This is a genomic window from Caulobacter sp. FG121, from assembly GCF_057809815.1.
Map to the genome: position 1 here is coordinate 226,335 of NZ_JBMDKR010000002.1, position 16,865 is coordinate 243,199.

Sequence of the window (16,865 nt, forward strand, 5' to 3'; positions counted from 1 at the left end):
CCGGGCGGTCCCCCTCCCCGGCTTCGCGGGGAGGAAGAATCTCGACTCACCTCGCCCGGTACCAGATCACGCCGTCTTCATCCGCCTCTGCCACGGCCTGGCCGCGCTCGATCAGGCAGTTGAGGTGGGCCAGGCTCTCGCCCGTCGCCATGCCGACCAGTTCGGGCCCGATCGGGCGGGCGAACAGGGCGCCGAACACGTCAATGGCGCGCTTCGGTTCGGCCAGCGACTTCTCCAGACGGCCCAGTGACCGCTCATGGCCGGCAATGAGATGGTCGAGCCGCGCGTGCAGACCGTGGAACGGATCGTTGTGCGCCGGCAGCACCAGCACTTCATCCGGCACGGCGGCCTTGACCTTGGCGCAGCTGGTCATCCAGTCGGTCAGCGGATCGTCCTCCGGCTCGGTCGGAAACACCGAAACGTTCGAGGAGATGCGCGGCAGAACCTGGTCACCGGAAATCAGCAGCTTCAGCTCAGGACAGTAGAGGCAGGCATGGTCCGGCGAGTGCCCGCAGCCGGTGACGATGCGCCAGACATGGGCGCCAATCAGGAACTCCTCCCCGTCGTTCACCCGGCGATAGCTGTCCGGCAGCTGGTAGATCGCCTTGCCGAAGCCGCCGAAACGGGCGCGGTAGTTCTCCAGCGCATCCTCGTCCCAGCCGGCGGCCTTGTAGAAGCGCATCCCGTCCTCGGGCGCCTCGCGGCCGGTGTCGGCCACCAGCATCCGGCACTGGAGGTACTCCAGCCGGGTCATCCACAGCCGGCACTGGAACTTGCGGGTCATCCAGCCAGCGAGACCGATATGGTCCGGGTGCAGGTGCGTCACGATCACGCGGGTGATCGGCTTGCCGCCCAGCGCGTCCTTGAACGCGGCCCGCCAGGCCTGGGACGTGTCACGGGTCTGCATGCCGGTATCGACCACGCACCAGCCCTCTCCGTCGGCGAGCGCCCAGACGTTGATGAACTGCAGCGCCCCGCCCAGCGGCATACGCAGCCACAGCACACCGGGGGCGACTTCGACCGCCTCACCCGTTCCGGGTGCAGGGCCCGTCTCGAACGGATAGTCCAGTTTCGGACGACGGATCTCGGCGGCCGTCTCTTCGATTCCGTCCCGCAACGTGCTGCACTCCCGATGAATGCCCCCATCATCGGCTGTTCAGCCCCGCGCCGCAATTCCGCCAGTCGGTTGCGTGACCTTGACCCCCGAAAAAAGCGCGCGTTTAAGTCCGCGCGAGGAATCTGCCAGGAGACAGAACAATGAGAAAATTCGGGATCGGCCTGGCGGCCGTTCTGGCCCTGTTGGCCATCGCGCCCGCCACGCTCGTGCTGGCGGCCAAGAAGCCGGCCGAAGCCGCGGGCGGCGTGGACGCCAAGTCTCGCGAGAAGGGCATGGCCGACGCGCCGGCGCTCATCGCGGCGGCGGGCCTCAACTGCACCCTCTCCGACGCACGCTGGGTCGGCGCGGACCCGAAGACCAAGACGGCCTACTATGAAATCGCCTGCAATCCCGGCATGGGCGGCGTCGTCGTCGCGTCGGCCGGAAACGTAACCCCGCCAGCCTATTACCCCTGCCTCGAAACCGGCAAGCCCGGCCCCGATGGCAAACCCGGCCAGCTGGCCTGCAAACTGCCGGCGAACGCCAATCCGATGCAGTCGCTCGCACCGTTCGTAACCAAGGCCGCCGGCTCCTGCGATATCACCAACGCCCGCTCGATCGGGGCCAGCACCAAGAACACCTTCTTCGAGGTCGCCTGCGCCAACGGGTCCGGCCTGGTCGTGATCACCTCCTACCCGGCTGACGCCTCCAAGGAGGTCAAGGCCAATACCTGTCTTGCCTACGAAGACGGTTCAAACCTGTCCTGCACGCTGACCACCCGCGAAGCCCAGCTCGCCATGGTCGACACCCTGGCCGCGGCCTCGGGCAAGAACTGCGTGGTCAAGGACAAGCGCTACATCCTGTCGGCGGTGAACGGATCGACCTACTTCGAAGTCGCCTGCCAGGACGGCAAGGGTTACGTGCTTGAACGCGCCGCCAGCGGCGCGCTCGCCCGCGCCATCGACTGCGCCAACGCTCCGGGCGGCGCCGAATGCACGCTGACCGACTCGCGCGAGGCGATGACCGAACAGGCCGGCCTCTATACCCGCCTGGCCACCAAGGCCGGCTTCCCCTGCAAGGTCGAGAAGTACGCCCTGTTCCCGGCCCGCGGTAAGCCCGAGGAAGTGGTTGAGCTGAAGTGCTCGGATCGCCCCGACGGCGGCGTCGCTGTCTTTGACTCCAACGGCGGCGGCAAGGTCTACAACTGCATTACCGCCGAACTGCAGGGCTACGGCTGCTCCTTCACCCCGAAGGCGGCGTCGGTGGTCAAGCTCAGCACCGACCTTCGCGGGCTGGGCAAGGGCTCCTGCTCGGTCTCCGACGCCCGCGTCATCGGCAAGACCGAGACGGGCGACGGCTTCATCGAAGTCGCCTGCGCTGACGGCCTGCCGGGCTGGGTGATCAGCTATCCGCTGAGGAACGAGACGCCCAAGGAAGTCCTGAGTTGCAAGCAGGCCTCCGGCATCGGCGGCGGCTGCAAGCTGCCGACCAACAAGACCAGCAACTGATCCTTCAGTTGGTCTGAAAGATGAGGGCCCGCCGGAGCGATCCGGCGGGCCCTTTTTCTTTGGTTGCGATCGGAAAGCGCTAGAGCGCCGCCTCGATAAACGCCGGGCCCTTGCGGCTCATGGCCCGGGCGAAGGCCGCATCAAACTCATCCACCGTTGAGCAGCGCTCGGCGGGCAGGCCCAGGCCGCTCGCGACATTGACCCAGTCGATGCGCGGATCGCCGAGATCCAGCAGCTTCTTCGCCGCCGGTCCGGGATTGCCGGCTCCGGTGCGGCCCATCTCGATGTTGAGAATGCGGTAGGCGTGGTTGGCGAACACGACGACGCAGACGTCGAGCTGCTCGCGGGCGATCGTCCACAGGCCCTGCACGGTGTACATGGCCGCGCCGTCGCCGTTGAGACTAAGCACCTTCTGGTCCGGACAGGCCACCGCCGCGCCAATGGCCAGCGGGATGCCCTGGCCGATGGCGCCGCCGGTCAGGCACAGCCAGTCGTGAGGCCTTGCGGTCCGGGTTGACTGGAACACGGGCAGGCCGGCGGTCACCGCGTCGTCGCTGATGATGGCGTTGTCGGGCATGTGCCGGGCGATCGAGGCGCCGATCGTGTAGGGATTCTGCGCGCCGACCGGCATGTCGGGCAGCTTGAGCGCCTCGATCGGAGTGGCTTCGGGCGCGCCCAGCGCATCGGCCAGGGCCTGCAGCGCGCCGATGCCGTCCGCCTCGCGGCCGCACAGACTGGCGGTCTCGCAGCCCTCCGGAACCAGCAGGCTGGGCCGGTCGGGATAGGCGAAGAAGGCCACCGGCTCGGTGGTCTCGACCAGCACGATCAGATCGACGCCCTCGAGGTCCGCCAGGGCCATCTCGCCGAAATACATCATCTTGTCCGGCGCGAACCGACCGGCGCCGCGGGCGATGCGGGCGACGAACGTGTCGGTCAGGGTGCGCACGCCGGTGGCGGCGATCCGGCCTGCCTGGCGCACGCCGGCGTCGAGACAGGTCGAGCCTCCCATCAGGATCACCGGCTTCTTCGCCGCCTTGATCCGCGCGGCCATGGCGGCGGTCGCGTCCGCTGAGACCTTGGCGCGCGGCTTCGGCGCGAGCACGGGCCCGACCACGGCGGTCTCGGTCCAGGCGCTGTCGGCCGGCAGGATCAGGCTGGCGCAGCCGCCGGGCGCGCCGAAGCTGGCCTGCACCGCTTCAGCCGTCAGCGGCCCGACCGTGTCCGCCGACTCGGCCGATTTGACCCACAACGAGTTGGGCGCGGCCCAGCCGGCGATGTCGGAGTTGAGCGGCGCGTCGTACTGCCGGTGATAGGTGGCGTGGTCGCCGATCACGTTGACCAGCGGCGTGGCCGCCCGCCGGGCGTTGTGCAGGTTGGCCCCGCCGTTGGCGTAGCCGGCGCCCAGGTGCAGCAGGGTGCAAGCGGGCTTGCCGGCCATCCGGCCGTAGCCGTCGGCGGCCCCCGTGGCTACGCCCTCGAACAGGCACAGCACCGACCGCATGCGCGGCTCGCGATCCAGGGCCGAGACGAACTGCATCTCGCTGGTGCCTGGATTGGCGAAACAGGCGGTCACGCCGTTGTCGGCGAGCGTGGTGATCAGGGCGTCGGCGCCGTTCATGGTCTTCTCCGTTCGGGGCAGCACGCCACCCATCCAACATTTCGCGCGCCACGCCAACGGGTGGGCGCCCAGCCCTTGATCAGGCGATGATCTTTCCAGGGTTCAGAATGCCTCGTGGATCAAGCGCCACCTTGAGCCGCCGCATCAGGGCGATCTCGGCCGGCGAGCGGGTCAGATCGAGATGATCGCGCTTCTGAAGGCCGATGCCGTGCTCGGCCGAGATCGATCCGCCCAGCGCCGCCAGCGGGCGATAGACGATCATCTCGACCCTGTGCCGGTGCTCCGGCGTCATGGCCGGGACGCGAGCGATGATGTGCAGATTGCCGTCGCCGAGATGACCGAACACCATCGGCGGCCCGAGCTCCGGCCAGTGCTCAGCCAGGGCGGTCTGCACCGCCCCGACATAGGCGTTCATCACCGGGATCGGCAGGCTGACATCAAAGGTCACGATCGGGCCGTTGCGCGCGGTCTGGGCGACATCGTCGCGCAGGGCCCACATCGCCTCGCGTTCGGCCTTCGAGCGCGCGATCACGGCGTCGGCGATATCGCCGTCCTCCAGCGCCGCCGCGAGGCAGGCCTCGAACCGAGCGGCGTCGATATCCGGATCGGCGCCCAGACTTTCGACCAGCACATACCAGGGGTATCGGCCGTCCAGCGGCGGGCGGCCCCGCGCCGGGGCGGTGGTCACCAGGTCGTGGAAGTCGGCCCACATCACCTCGAAGGCCGACAGGTTGCCGCCCAGACCCCGCTCCAGCCGGCGCAGCAGCCTCGGCAGGTCGTCGAACCGCTCGACGCCGATGAAGGCCGTGTCCTGGCTGACGGGCGCCGGCCGAAGCCGCAGCACCGCCCGGGTGACCACGCCCAGCGTGCCCTCCGAGCCGATGAACAGCGGCTTGAGGTCGTAGCCGGCATTGTTCTTCAGCAGCGGGTTCATGGCGTCGATGATTGTGCCGTCGGCCAGAACCGCCTCCAGCCCCAGCACCATCTCGCGCATCATGCCGTAGCGCAGGACGCGGTTGCCGCCGGCATTGGTGGCGATGTTGCCGCCGATGGTCGCCGAGCCACGCGAGCCCAGATCCAGCGGCAGCAGCAGCCCCTCCCCGGCGGCGGCTTCGCAGGCGGTCTGCAGGATGCAGCCGGCCTGGACGGTCAGGGTCCCGGCGGCGGCGTCGACGCGTTCGATGGCCGCCATGCGGTCGAGTGACAGGGCGACGGCCCCGTCCGCGACACAGCCGTCGACCAGGCCCGTGCGCCCGCCCCAGGGCACGACGGGCACGCCTGCGGCCGACGCCAGGCGCAGCACCGTGGCCACCTGCGCTGTCGAGGCCGGCCGGACCACAGCCAGTGGTTCGCCCAGCCGGGTCCAGGGGCTCTGGAACCTGTCGGCGCCCTCCGCGCCGCCCAGCACCGCGTCGGGAGCCAGGGCCTGTTTCAGGTCATCGATGAGGGTGGTCATGCCCGGCGGCTCCCGTGTCTGGCGGCACCCTAAAGGCCCTGCCCGGGCGGCGGCTTGATCCAGACCAATTCGACCTTTTGCCGCCGCGCCAAACCGGGCATGCAGAGGGCAAAGAGGGGACACGACCATGACACTGCGCGACAGGGCGGCCCGCTGGGCGCTGATCGGCTCGATCCTCGGCGGGGTGAGCTACATCGCGTCGTGGGGTCTGCATCTGCCCACGCCGCTGGAACTGGCGTGGAAGGGGACCGGCGTCGGACTTCTGGCGGTCTACGCCGCGCTGAAGGCCCGTGACCGCGACGGATGGCTTCTGACGGCGGTGATGACCCTCGGCTTCCTCGGCGACGTGTTGCTGGGCATCCAGTTCATCGTCGGCGCGGTGGCGTTCCTGATCGGCCACGTCGTCGCCGTCGGCCTCTACCTGACCAATCGCCGTCCGGACTTGAGCCGCAGTCAGGGGGCTCTGGCGCTGCTGCTGGTCCCGGCGGCGGTGTTCATCGCCTTCATGCTGCCCGCCGACCGGTCCGGCGCGCCGGGCGTGGCCTTCTACACCCTCGGCCTGTCGCTGATGGCCGCGACTGCCTGGACCAGCCGCTTCCCGCGCTTCACGGTTGGCGCCGGGGCGCTGATGTTCCTCGTCAGCGACCTGGTGATTTTCGCCAAGATGGGGCCTCTGCCGGACAGTTTCCTCAGCGGCCTGGCGGTCTGGGTCCCCTACTATTTCGGCCAGCTGTTGATCTGCGTGGGGGTTGCCGCGGCGTTGGCGATTGAGCGCGCTCCCCAACCCCTGTCATCCCGGCCGTAGCGAAGAGACGGGACCAGGATTCGGCCTGGACTTGATCTGGGTTCCGGATAGCCGCTGCGCGGCTTCCGGGATGACAGTGGATCAGAACACCATCACCCCGTCATCGGGCGCATCCGCGAACAGCCTCGCCACCTCCGCCGGCCGGCGATCCCGGGCCATGGCCTGGTTGATGTAACCCTTGTCGGTCAGCTCGCCGCTGGCGGCGTCCGGCGCGCCGTCGAGGATCAGGGCGCGCCAGATCCTGCCGCCGCCGCCCCTCGCCGCCGCGTTCATCTTCTCCAGCCCGGTACGGATCACCGCCCGCACCTCCGCCGGATCCGGATGGCGCGCGTTGAACGACGGGTCGAGGAACAGCATCAGGCCGACGCCCTCCTGCCCTTCGCCGCAGACCACCGCATCCAGCGCTGCGCCGCCGATGGCCGAGACGGCCGTCACCCGCAGGGCTCCCGCCGCGACGAAGGTCCCGCTGGCCAGCTTGAAGTTCTCCACCAGCCGGCCATCGAACATCAGGCCAGCCTCCGGATCGGCCGGATCGATGGCCCGCGCCGCGTCGCCGAGGCGATAGAAGCCCTCCTCATCGAAGGCGTCGGCCGACAGTTGCGGTTCACCCAGATAGCCGGGCGAGACCTGCGGGCCTTTCACGCGGATCTCGAATTTCTCGCCGGCCGGAACCAGCTTCACCGCCGTGCCCGGCACTGGCAGGCCGATCATCCCGCCCCGACCGTTCAGCCAGTGGATGTTGCAGGCCGTCGGCCCGGTCTCGGTCGAGCCGTAGCCGGTGGCGAAGGTCACCCGTTCGCCGATGGTCCTGATCGCCACGGCCTGGACCCGGTCGATGATGCTCTGGGCGATAGAGGCGCCGCCGTACTGCAGCACCCGAACCCGCTTGAAGAAAGTCCGGGCCAGGGCCTCGTCCTTCTCCAGAGCTGACGCGAACAGCCCCCAGCCGGCCGGGACCATGTTGTGATAGGTCGGCGAGACTTCCGACAGGTTGCGGATTGTCTCGGCGAACCGCGCCTGGGTCGGCTGGCCGGCATCGATGTACAGCGTCCCGCCCCGATGCAGCACCATGTGCAGGATGGCGTTGGCCCCCAGGCTGTGGCTCCAGGGCGCGGCGTTGACCACCACCGGCGGATCAGGATCGTCGAAACAGGCCGCGATCTGGGCGGCGTTGAAGGCGATGTTGCGGTGCAGGCCGATCACCGCCTTGGGCCGTCCCGTCGAACCCGAGGTCAGCAGCAGCTTGGCCGTGTCGTCCGGCCGGGCGACGAACGCGGTCGGCGCCGAAGTCAGCAGGCTGGCAAAGGCAATGTCGGTCGGCCGCGCGTTGGCGCTGGCGACCACCGGGAGGCCCTGCAGAAAGTCGGCCTCCAGCGCCCCGGCGAAGGCCGCCGCGTCGTCGGCATAGACCGCGTCCGGGCTCAGCACGCCGCAGGCATAGGCCAGTCGCGAAAGATCGGCCCCGGCCAGGCCGTACTGCGGCGACACCGGAGCCACCGCCACGCCGAGCGCCATGGCCGCGTAGCAGATCAGGGCGTGGTCGACCGTGTTGCGCGCGAGGATCAGCAGGCAGTCGCCGCGCTTCAGCCCCAGACCCTTGAGACCGCCGGCGAGCGCCGACACCTGTTTATGGGCCGTGGCAAAGTCGACCGTCCGCCAGCCGTCCGCAGCCCGCTCGGCCAGCCAGACCCGATCCGGCGCCTCCGCGCTCCAGCGGACCAGCGCGTCGAGCGTGGTGGTGTAGCGCCCGTCGACCGGCGTCGGATTGGCCAGCACCAGCGACCCGTCCGCCCGCCGCTCGACGTCGAGCCGGCGCGGCGCATAGCGGGCGTCACGAAAGGGGGTTGTGGAGAGCGCGGTGTTTCCGTCCATGGGCGCGGTTATCGGGCGCCAATGCAACGCGTTCAATCCTCCCCGCTTCGCGGAGAGGATCAGTGTTTCAGCGTCTCCCCGAACCGCACGGGCTTGCCCCGTCCGTGCGCGACGATCTCGTCGTCACGCATGACGCTGATGCCGCGGACGATGGTCGCGACCGGCCAGCCCCTGGCTTCGAAGCCGTCGAACGGGGTCCAGCCTACCCGGCTGGCCTGGTCGGCGTGGCGGATGGTTCGACGGGCCTTGAGGTCGACGATGGTCAGGTCGGCGTCGAAGCCCTCGGCGATGCGGCCCTTCTCGGCCAGACCGAACACGCGGTTGGGGCCGTGGCTGGTCAGGTCGACGAACCGCTCCAGCGTCAGCCGGCCCTCGGCCACATGGGTCAGCATGATCGGCACCAGGGTTTGCACCCCCGGCATGCCCGACGGCGAGGCGGGATAGGGTCGCGCCTTCTCCTCGGCGGTGTGCGGCGCATGGTCGGAGCCCATGACGTCGGCGACGCCGGTGGCGAGGCCGGCCCACAGCGCGGCGCGGTGGTGCGCCTCGCGGATCGGAGGGTTCATCTGGGCATAGCCCTTGAGCCGCTCATAGGCCTCCGGTCCCTCCAGCGTCAGATGCTGCGGCGTGACCTCGACGCTGGCGACGTCCTTGTTGAGGGCCAGAAATTCCATCTCCTCGGCCGTGGTCACGTGCAGCACATGGATGCGCTTGCCGACCTTGCGGGCGAGGCCGACGAGGCGGCGGGTCGAGCGGATCGCGCTCTCGGCGTCGCGCACCTCCGGGTGGCTGGTCCAGTCGCCGGTGCGGGCGATCGGCCGCCGCTCTTCCAGCCGGTACTCGTCCTCGGAGTGGAAGGCGGCCCGGCGGTTGATGTGCTTCAGCACCTCTTCAACGCCCGCATCGTCCTTGATCAGCAGGGAGCCGGTCGAGGCGCCCATGAACACCTTGATGCCGCAGCAGCCCGGCAGCCGCTCCAGCTCGCCCAGGAACCGCGCGTTCTCGTGCGTGCCGCCGACGTAGAAGGCGTGGTCACAGCTCATGCGGCCCGAGGCGCGGCGCAGCTTGTCGGCGAGAGCATCCGGATCGGTGGTTGTCGGCTCGGTGTTCGGCATCTCGAACACGGCCGTGACCCCGCCCAGCACGGCCGCGTTGGCGCCGGTCTCGAGGTCTTCCTTCCATTCGAGGCCCGGCTCGCGGAAGTGCACCTGACTGTCGATCACGCCCGGCAGGACGGTCAGACCGGTGGCATCGATCACCTCGCCGGCCGAGGCGTGCGACAGGTCGCCGACGAAGGCGAACTTGCCACTGCGAATGCCGATGTCGGTGATCCCGCGTCCCGCGTGGTTCACCACTTCGCCGCCACGGATGATCAGGTCGTAGGTCTGGGTCATTTCACAATCCGCTCATCCGGCTCAGGCCGGCTTCGTCGCTTCCAGCAGTTCGCGCGCCGTCTCGACCACCCGGTCCACCGGCAGGTCCATCATATGGCCGATGGTCTGGTTCAGGCCGGGGTCGACGGCTTTGAACTGGTCGAACTCACGCGGACCCCGTACGACGCGCGTGTCGGGTCCCCACGGGGCGTACAGCCGGTCGTCGGAAGGCCCGAACAGGCCGATGGTCGGGGCGCCCGCCGCCGCGGCCAGATGCATCAGTCCGGAGTCGTTGCCGACGAACAGGCGCGCCCGCTTGAGCACGGCGTAGGCCGTCAGCAGATCGACCTGACCGGTCAGGTCGATGACCCGGTCGCGCGGGATGGTGCGCACCAGCGGCTCGACGTAGCGGGCATCTTCCGGTCCGCCAAGCACCAGCAGTCGGCCGCCGGCCATCGGTCCATCCGCGTCGAGCAGTTCGATGGCCACCCGGGCGAAGCGCTCGATTGGCCAGGTCTTGCCCAGCCAGTTCGCCGCCGGCCCCATGGCCAGGATCGGCCCGCCCTCGCCGAGCAGCTCGACGGCGCGCGCCTCGATCTCGTCGGAGGTGAACAGGAAGGGCGCGGGCGGATCATCCTCCAGCGTCAGCAGACTGGCGGCCTCGATGACCTTGTGCACCGGCTCGCCGCCGGCCTTGCGGTGCCGGGCCCGACGGTCCGCCCTGAGGAACCGCGCCGTAGCCGAACCGCGCATGTCGACGACGAGGCTCCAGTGTGTGCTTCGCACCTGGTTCCACAGGGCGAACCAGTGGCCCGACCCCTTCTGCTTCCGCATCACGATGAGGGCGTCGAGCCCGGGCACCTCGGCGAACAGCGGTGCGGCGGCCGGGCCGACCGCGATGGTGAACCGGGCGCCGGGCGCCTCGTCGGCGAGCTTCCTGATCAGGCCGGACGCCAGAACAGCGTCGCCGATACGGGAAGGGCCTATGAACAGAATCGGGAAGGGCTTGATCGCCATTGCGACACCTTAGACTGGCATGCACTGGCGTTACAGCGTGTGAAAGGCCACATCGGGATCATGACCAAGGCTCCGACCTATGCCCTCCTCCGCGACCGGGCCCTTCTGGCCGTCACCGGGCCGGACTGGCGCACCTTCCTGCAGGGCCAGCTGACACAGGATGTCGACACCCTCGCGGTCGGGGAACTGCGCTTCGGCGCCCTGCTCTCGCCCCAGGGCCGACTGCTGTTCGACCTGTTCATCCTCGGCCGTGAGGATGGATGCTGGTTGGATGTCGCCGCCGACCGGCGAGAGGCGCTGATCGCCCGGCTGACGATCTTTCGGCTGCGGGCCAGGGTCGAAATCGCGCCGCAGACCGGGCCGGTCGTGGCCCTGTGGAACACGGACCGGCCGGAGCCCGGCTTCGCCGTCGATCCCCGCCTGCCGGCGCTGGGTCTGCGCGGCTACGGCGACGTCGAACCGCCGGGCGTCCGCGCGGACAGCGCCGCCTATGAGACGCGGCGACTCACGCTCGGCGTGCCGGACACGGCCGACTATGGCGACGACAAGACCTATCCGATCGAGGCCAACTTCGACCTGCTGAACGGGATCGACTTCCGGAAGGGTTGTTTCGTCGGGCAGGAAACCACCAGCCGGATGAAGCGTCGCGGCCAGATCAGGAGCCGCATGCTGCCGATCGCCTTTGACGGCCCGCCGCCGGCTTTCGGCGCAGAGGTGCTGAATGGCGAGTTGCGGGCGGGTCAGGTGCTTTCAGGGAACACGGGCCGGGCCATCGCCCTGCTGCGGCTCGACCGGATCGAGGACGCCGCGCTGACGGCGGACGGACGGCCCGTGAGCGTCGACCGGCCGGCGTGGCTCGAGGCCTGACGGCTCAATCGTCGCCGGCGAAGATTTCCGGCAGCGCCGCCCGGAGAGTCGAATAGTGCGACAAGCCCGGAAAGGTGCGTAGCATCGGCGCGCCCGGGAGAGCGGCGGCCATCGCCCGCGCCATCGCCGGCGGGGTCCAGGTGTCGGCCTCGCCCTGCCACAGGGTCACGGGATAGGTCAGGCCGGCGAGCCGGTCGGGCGTCCAGGCGACATAGGCCAGCACATCGCGGCGGTAGGCACGCGCGCCGCCCGAGAGGCTGTGGGCAAGGATGGCCTTGATGATGGTCTGGAACCCTGGATCCCGGGCGAGCTCGGCATCGGCCCCGGCCGCGCCGGCGAAGATCTGACCAAACAGCGCCCCCGGCACGAGCCGGGCCAGCCACCCCTGCAGCCGGGTCAGCGCCGCGAACAGAGCCGGTCGACGAGCCGCCAGACCAAACACCGCGCCGCCCGCCATGTCCGGCAGAAAGTCGCCCAGTCCCAACGGGGCGGCGGGCGACACCAGATCCAGCCGAACATCTCGGCTGGCGATCCGCAGCGCCACCTCAAGAGCGATGAACGCCCCAAGCGAGAATCCGACGAGCCGGATCGGGCCGGCGGGATATCGCGCCAGGATCGCCGCCGTCAGATGGTCGAGCCAGGCGCTCATGGGCAGCTCAGGACGATCGGTCGCGCGGTCAGCCGCGAACATGGCCGCAGGCAGGCCGGCCACGCCGACCAGCGCCGGCTCCGCCGGCGAGCCCGGCTGGCCGTGAAAGTAGACGTACTGATCCGCCGCCATCGCCGCTCCGCCCGACTCATCGCGGCTCGACCCTAGCATCGGGCCGCACCGTCAGGATCAGACGACGCGCCCCGCAAGGACGTGACATTACGCCGGCGATGCGAGCGCGATCATCCGTCGCTAGACTGACGCCATGACCGACTCGCTCCCCCGTTGCGCCTGGCCCGGAACCTCGGACGCCCTCTACCTCGCCTATCACGATGAGGAATGGGGCGTGCCTGAGTACGACCCGCGTGCGCTGTGGGAGAAGCTGGTGCTGGACGGGTTCCAGGCCGGGCTCGCCTGGATCACCATCCTGCGCAAGCGCGAGGCCTTCCGCGCGGCCTTCGACAATTTCGATCCGGAAAAGGTCGCCCGCTATGGCGAGGCCGACCGCGCCCGGCTGATGGCTGACGCCGGCATTGTCCGGTCGACCGCCAAGATCGACGCGGCCATCGGCGGTGCGAAGATCTGGCTGGAGATGCGCGACAACGGCGAGGACTTCTCCGAGTTCCTGTGGAACTTCGTCGGCAGCCAGCCGATCCAGAACCACTGGCCCGACATGAAGTCAGTCCCGGTGAAGACCCCGGAGGCCGAGGCCATGGCCAGGGCGCTGAAAAAGAAGGGCTTCAAGTTCGTCGGTCCGGTAATCGTCTACGCCTTCATGCAGGCGACCGGCATGGTCAACGACCACATCGGCGACTGTTTCCGGCATGGGCCGGTGCGGGACCTGACGCGCTGATGCCGGACTTCATGCTCGAGCTGGCCTGCACCGGCCCGGTCTGCGGCGTGGACGAAGCCGGGCGCGGCCCCTGGGCGGGACCGGTCAGTGCGGCGGCGGTGATTCTCGATCCCGCGACCGCCCCGGAGGGCCTGGATGACTCCAAGAAGCTGAGCCATGCCCGGCGTGAGGCCCTCGAAATCGAGATCAAGACGCGCGCTGTCGCCTGGTGCGTGGCCTTCGCCACCGTCGAGGAGATCGACGAGCTCAACATCCTGCAGGCTACCGGTCTGGCCATGCGCCGCGCCGTCGAGGGCCTGTCGGTGACGCCGGCCTTCGCCCTGGTCGACGGAAACTACCGGTTCAGGCTGCCATGCGAGAACAGGACGGTGGTCAAGGGCGACGCCATCAGCGCCTCCATCGCCGCCGCCTCGATCCTGGCCAAGACCGCGCGGGACCGGCTGATGGTCGAGATGGACGCGGTGCATCCGGGCTACGGCTTCGCCGGCCACAAGGGCTACCACGCGGCGGTGCATGTGGAGGCGCTGCGGACGCTGGGCCCCAGCCCGATCCACCGCATGACCTGGGCGCCGATACGGGAATTGCTCGGCGGCTGACCCATCCCCTCAGCATCGATGACACCTGCCCATTGGCCTTGATGGAATGATGCGCTCCGGACGGTCGTCCTGGTCAAGGACGACCCCTGCGGGGTCGCCGCTACGCGGCCGCGAAGCGGTCCTTGAGCAGGTCGTCCGCCGGAGCAACACTGGCCGTCAAGACATCAGGGCGTGGTTCGCCAAACACCTTTCCTCTCCCGGAGGGAGAGGTGGCCCGGCGGAGCCGGGTCGGAGAGGGACGAACTGCTGATCAGCGGATTTCTCGCATGCCCAACTACCACCGGCGCCTCCCTCTCCACCATGCTCCGCATGGTCCCCCTCTCCCTACGGGAGAGGAAAGTCAGAGGCTGGGCAGGAATTCAGATCCCCATCTGCCGGGCCGCGAGGTCGCGCATGATCTCCTCGCTGCCGCCGCCGATCGCGTTGACCCGCACCTCGCGGTAGATCCGCTCCACCCGGCTGCCGCGCATGTAGCCGGCCCCGCCCATGATCTGCATCGCCTCGCGGGCGCAGTATTCCATGGTCTCGGTCGCCTGGACCTTTAGCAGCGCAATCTCGGCGATCGGCGACTCGCCGTTCTGGATCCGCCAGGCGAGGGTCTCAAGCCAGGCCTGGGTGGCGTTGATGCGCTTGTACATGTCCGCCAGCTTGTGGCGGATGACCTGGTGGTCGGCGAGGCGCTTGCCGAAGGTCTTGCGGTCGCGGGCCCAGTCGATGGCGTCCTCGAGGCAGACCCGCGAGAAGCCGATCGCCCCTGCGGTCATGCCGATCCGCTCGCCGTTGAAATTCTGCATGATCCCGGAAAAGCCCATGTTCTCCTGGCCGATGAGGTTCTCGGCCGGCACCCGCACATCGTCGAAGAACAGTTGGGCCGTGTCGGACGCCCACCAGCCCTGCTTCTTCAGCGGCTGGCGGCTGAATCCCGCGCGCTCGCGCTCGATCAGCAGCAGCGAGACGCCGCCGGCGCCGTCCCCGCCGGTGCGCACGGCGACGGTGTAGAAGTCCGCGCGCATGCCGCTGGTGATGTACATCTTGCTGCCGTTGACGACCCATTCGTCCCCGTCGCGGCGGGCGGTGGTCTTCAGGTTGGCGACGTCGGAGCCGCCTGTGGGCTCGGTGATGGCAAGGGCGGAAATCTTCTCGCCGGACAGCACCTGCGGGATGATCCGGTCCTTCATCTCCTGGCTGCCCATGCGGCGGATCGGAGGCAGGCCGATGCCGTGGCTCATCAGGCTGGCGTTGACCCCGCCGGCGCCGTGGCGGGCCATCTCCTGGCTGGTGACGATCGACATGAAGGGGTCGGTCGCCACGCCGCCGTACTCCTCGGGCCAGCCCAGTCGCAGCAGCCCGACGTCCGAGGCCTTTTTGTACAGCTCGCGCGGAAACTCGCCGGCTTCGTCCCAGTCGTTGACGAACGGCATGATCTCCGCCTCGACCCAGCGTCGCAGCGTCTCGCGCCAGGCCTTGTGGTGCGGCTCGTAGAACGGACTGGTGCGGCTCTCGTCGAGCGGGGCGAGCGGGCTGGGCATGGGCGTCTCCGATCCTGTGGCGAGTCTATCAGCGCGCCTTGGGGTCAAGGTTCCAGCCCTTCCGCAAGGGTAGTCGAGAGGCCGTCTTCCCGTCATACGGTTTACGTCTATCTTTGTTATCCCAGAGTGCAGCCGCAGGAGCAGCCCGCCATGTGTGACGACGACATCCACCCCGGCCTGATCGTGGACCCCAGGGTCTCCCGCCGGGCCTTCGGCCTGATGACCGTCGCCGCCGCCGGCGCTGCCGGCTCAGCGCGTGCGGCCGCGCCCGTGGTCGAAAAGGAGGTCGATGTCAGGACCGCCGACGGCGTCGCTGACGCGGTGCTCTACTACCCGGAGGGCAAGGGCAGCTGGCCGGCGGTGCTGGTCTGGACCGATGTCGTCGGCCTGCGCCAGGCCTTCCGCGACATGGGCCGGCGCCTCGCCGGGGAGGGCTATGTCGTGCTGGTCCCCAACGTCTACTACCGCGTCAAACGCTCGCCGGTGATCGAAGGCGGGTTCGACTTCAACAAGCCTGAAGATCGCGCGAAGCTGGCCCCTCTGCGGGCGAGCCTGACGCCGGACGGGATCGATCGGGATGCCATCGCCTACGTCGCCTTCCTCGACGCCCAGTCGCAGACCAGCCACAAGAAGAAGGCCGGCGTGCAGGGCTATTGCATGGGCGGCCCGCTGTCGTTTCGCACGGCCGCGGCGGTCTCCGACCGGATCGCGGCGGTGGGCAGCTTCCACGGCGGCGGCCTGGTCACGGACCAGCCCACCAGCCCGCACCTGCTGCTTCCGAAGACGAAGGCCGAGTACCTGATCGCTGTGGCCGACAATGACGACAAGGCCGATCCGACCGTGAAGGACAAGCTCGCGGCGGCCATGACCGCCGCCGGCCGGCCCAACTCGATCGAGGTCTACACCGGCGCAAACCACGGCTGGTGCGTCCCCGGCAGCGCTGTCTACAACGAGGCGGCCGCCGAGAAGGCCTGGGCCAAGCTGCTGGCGCTGTACAAGCGGGCGCTTTGAGAGGGATGCTCCCCCCTTGGGGGAGCTGTCGGCCCGCCCGGGCCGACTGAGGGGGTCACCCATGATCTGAGCGGACCCCCTCCGTCTCGGCTGACGCCAATCCACCTCCCCCGATGGGGGAGGAACTGTTCTACACCGCCAGGAAGCTCCTGAAGCCGCCGTAGATCATCCGTTTTCCGTCGAAGGGCATGTTGGACTGCCACCGCTCCATCCGCGGATCGGTCATGACCTTCGCGTTGATCTCGTCGCGCTTCTCGCGGGATTCGTAGGTGATCCAGGAGAAGACCACGACCTCGTCATCGGTCGCCTGGACCGCGCGCGGGAAGGAGGTCAGTTCGCCATAGGGCACATCGTCAGCGAAGCACTCGACGTAGCTCAGCGCGCCCAACTCCATCCAGATCTCGCTGCCGAGCCTGGCCATCTCCCTGTAGTCCTCCAGCCGATCCTTCGGGACCGCGAGCACGAAACCGTCGACGTAGGGCATTGTCGCCTCCTTTTGGGTGTCACCTGAGCATAGGACGGACAAGGTCGGCCAGTTCCGACATCGGAGGTCTGTTAATCCCTCGCTAACCACGTCAGCGAACGCCCCCTTAACCGTAATGCCCCCAGATTCCT

Annotated in this window: 15 protein-coding genes; 6 read left to right on the forward strand and 9 right to left on the reverse strand. The window is 68.9% G+C overall.

Annotation, left to right across the window (positions count from 1 at the left end; translation table 11 throughout):
• Positions 1-46: 46 nt before the first annotated feature.
• A complete protein-coding gene (locus tag ACODSL_RS07020; protein ID WP_488899947.1) occupies positions 47-1,117 on the reverse strand; it encodes an MBL fold metallo-hydrolase in 1,071 nt (356 codons plus the stop codon).
• 140 nt (positions 1,118-1,257) lie between these two features.
• Here ACODSL_RS07020 and ACODSL_RS07025 point away from each other — a divergent pair, with 140 nt between their 5' ends.
• A complete protein-coding gene (locus ACODSL_RS07025) occupies positions 1,258-2,604 on the forward strand; it encodes a hypothetical protein (RefSeq protein ID WP_488899948.1) in 1,347 nt (448 codons plus the stop codon).
• Between the two features lie 79 nt (positions 2,605-2,683).
• Here ACODSL_RS07025 and ACODSL_RS07030 read toward each other — a convergent pair whose 3' ends face one another.
• The gene (locus tag ACODSL_RS07030; protein WP_488899949.1) at positions 2,684-4,222 is read right to left on the reverse strand and encodes an acetolactate synthase large subunit; all 1,539 of its coding nucleotides are present in this window, start codon (positions 4,220-4,222) and stop codon (positions 2,684-2,686) included.
• 79 nt (positions 4,223-4,301) lie between these two features.
• On the reverse strand, positions 4,302-5,678 hold the full coding sequence (locus ACODSL_RS07035) for an FAD-binding oxidoreductase (protein WP_488899950.1): 1,377 nt from the start codon (positions 5,676-5,678) through the stop codon (positions 4,302-4,304).
• A 127-nt stretch (positions 5,679-5,805) separates the two neighbouring features.
• Between ACODSL_RS07035 and ACODSL_RS07040 the strand changes: the two genes are divergently transcribed.
• Positions 5,806-6,483, forward strand: a complete 678-nt coding sequence (locus ACODSL_RS07040; protein ID WP_488899951.1) for a lysoplasmalogenase family protein — start codon at positions 5,806-5,808, stop codon at positions 6,481-6,483.
• Positions 6,484-6,564: 81 nt separating this feature from the next.
• Here the strand turns inward: ACODSL_RS07040 and ACODSL_RS07045 are convergent, their stop codons facing one another.
• Genes ACODSL_RS07045 through ACODSL_RS07055 form a run of 3 tightly spaced genes read right to left on the reverse strand, consistent with a single transcriptional unit; the run spans position 6,565 to position 10,745 of the window.
• A complete protein-coding gene (locus ACODSL_RS07045) occupies positions 6,565-8,355 on the reverse strand; it encodes an AMP-binding protein (RefSeq protein WP_488899952.1) in 1,791 nt (596 codons plus the stop codon).
• A 59-nt stretch (positions 8,356-8,414) separates the two neighbouring features.
• Entirely contained in the window at positions 8,415-9,749 is a 1,335-nt protein-coding gene (locus ACODSL_RS07050; protein WP_488899953.1) for a dihydroorotase, read from the reverse strand.
• A 21-nt stretch (positions 9,750-9,770) separates the two neighbouring features.
• The gene (locus ACODSL_RS07055) at positions 9,771-10,745 is read right to left on the reverse strand and encodes a glycosyltransferase family 9 protein (RefSeq protein WP_488899954.1); all 975 of its coding nucleotides are present in this window, start codon (positions 10,743-10,745) and stop codon (positions 9,771-9,773) included.
• A 60-nt stretch (positions 10,746-10,805) separates the two neighbouring features.
• On the opposite strand from ACODSL_RS07055, the gene ygfZ reads away from it, so the two are divergent.
• Entirely contained in the window at positions 10,806-11,612 is an 807-nt protein-coding gene (gene ygfZ / locus ACODSL_RS07060) for a CAF17-like 4Fe-4S cluster assembly/insertion protein YgfZ (protein ID WP_488899955.1), read from the forward strand.
• Positions 11,613-11,616: 4 nt separating this feature from the next.
• Here ygfZ and ACODSL_RS07065 read toward each other — a convergent pair whose 3' ends face one another.
• Positions 11,617-12,393, reverse strand: coding sequence for an alpha/beta fold hydrolase (locus tag ACODSL_RS07065; protein ID WP_488899956.1), 777 nt, complete (start codon positions 12,391-12,393; stop codon positions 11,617-11,619).
• 133 nt (positions 12,394-12,526) lie between these two features.
• Between ACODSL_RS07065 and ACODSL_RS07070 the strand changes: the two genes are divergently transcribed.
• On the forward strand, positions 12,527-13,114 hold the full coding sequence (locus tag ACODSL_RS07070; RefSeq protein WP_488899957.1) for a DNA-3-methyladenine glycosylase I: 588 nt from the start codon (positions 12,527-12,529) through the stop codon (positions 13,112-13,114).
• On the forward strand, positions 13,114-13,710 hold the full coding sequence (gene rnhB / locus ACODSL_RS07075) for a ribonuclease HII (protein WP_488899958.1): 597 nt from the start codon (positions 13,114-13,116) through the stop codon (positions 13,708-13,710). Before ACODSL_RS07070 ends, rnhB begins: the two co-directional genes overlap by 1 nt.
• Positions 13,711-14,069: 359 nt before the next feature.
• Here rnhB and ACODSL_RS07080 read toward each other — a convergent pair whose 3' ends face one another.
• On the reverse strand, positions 14,070-15,239 hold the full coding sequence (locus ACODSL_RS07080; RefSeq protein WP_488899959.1) for an acyl-CoA dehydrogenase family protein: 1,170 nt from the start codon (positions 15,237-15,239) through the stop codon (positions 14,070-14,072).
• Positions 15,240-15,389: 150 nt separating this feature from the next.
• On the opposite strand from ACODSL_RS07080, the gene ACODSL_RS07085 reads away from it, so the two are divergent.
• Positions 15,390-16,250 carry a dienelactone hydrolase family protein gene (locus tag ACODSL_RS07085; protein ID WP_488899960.1) on the forward strand — a complete coding sequence of 287 codons (861 nt, stop codon included), beginning with the start codon at positions 15,390-15,392 and terminating at the stop codon, positions 16,248-16,250.
• A gap of 130 nt (positions 16,251-16,380) precedes the next feature.
• On the opposite strand, the gene ACODSL_RS07090 is transcribed toward ACODSL_RS07085, so the two are convergent.
• On the reverse strand, positions 16,381-16,734 hold the full coding sequence (locus tag ACODSL_RS07090) for a DUF1428 domain-containing protein (protein ID WP_488899961.1): 354 nt from the start codon (positions 16,732-16,734) through the stop codon (positions 16,381-16,383).
• Positions 16,735-16,865: the final 131 nt, after the last annotated feature.

Bases quoted from the DNA above. Each gene is read 5' to 3' on its own strand.
- ACODSL_RS07055 (WP_488899954.1), bottom strand. From the start codon at position 10,745: ATGGCGATCAAGCCCTTCCCGATTCTGTTCATAGGCCCTTCCCGTATC.
- ACODSL_RS07070 (WP_488899957.1), top strand. From the start codon at position 12,527: ATGACCGACTCGCTCCCCCGTTGCGCCTGGCCCGGAACCTCGGACGCC.
- ACODSL_RS07035 (WP_488899950.1), bottom strand. From the start codon at position 5,678: ATGACCACCCTCATCGATGACCTGAAACAGGCCCTGGCTCCCGACGCG.
- ygfZ (WP_488899955.1), top strand. From the start codon at position 10,806: ATGACCAAGGCTCCGACCTATGCCCTCCTCCGCGACCGGGCCCTTCTG.
- ACODSL_RS07025 (WP_488899948.1), top strand. From the start codon at position 1,258: ATGAGAAAATTCGGGATCGGCCTGGCGGCCGTTCTGGCCCTGTTGGCC.
- ACODSL_RS07080 (WP_488899959.1), bottom strand. From the start codon at position 15,239: ATGCCCAGCCCGCTCGCCCCGCTCGACGAGAGCCGCACCAGTCCGTTC.
- ACODSL_RS07030 (WP_488899949.1), bottom strand. From the start codon at position 4,222: ATGAACGGCGCCGACGCCCTGATCACCACGCTCGCCGACAACGGCGTG.
- ACODSL_RS07090 (WP_488899961.1), bottom strand. From the start codon at position 16,734: ATGCCCTACGTCGACGGTTTCGTGCTCGCGGTCCCGAAGGATCGGCTG.
- ACODSL_RS07085 (WP_488899960.1), top strand. From the start codon at position 15,390: ATGTGTGACGACGACATCCACCCCGGCCTGATCGTGGACCCCAGGGTC.
- ACODSL_RS07040 (WP_488899951.1), top strand. From the start codon at position 5,806: ATGACACTGCGCGACAGGGCGGCCCGCTGGGCGCTGATCGGCTCGATC.
- ACODSL_RS07045 (WP_488899952.1), bottom strand. From the start codon at position 8,355: ATGGACGGAAACACCGCGCTCTCCACAACCCCCTTTCGTGACGCCCGC.
- ACODSL_RS07065 (WP_488899956.1), bottom strand. From the start codon at position 12,393: ATGGCGGCGGATCAGTACGTCTACTTTCACGGCCAGCCGGGCTCGCCG.
- ACODSL_RS07050 (WP_488899953.1), bottom strand. From the start codon at position 9,749: ATGACCCAGACCTACGACCTGATCATCCGTGGCGGCGAAGTGGTGAAC.
- rnhB (WP_488899958.1), top strand. From the start codon at position 13,114: ATGCCGGACTTCATGCTCGAGCTGGCCTGCACCGGCCCGGTCTGCGGC.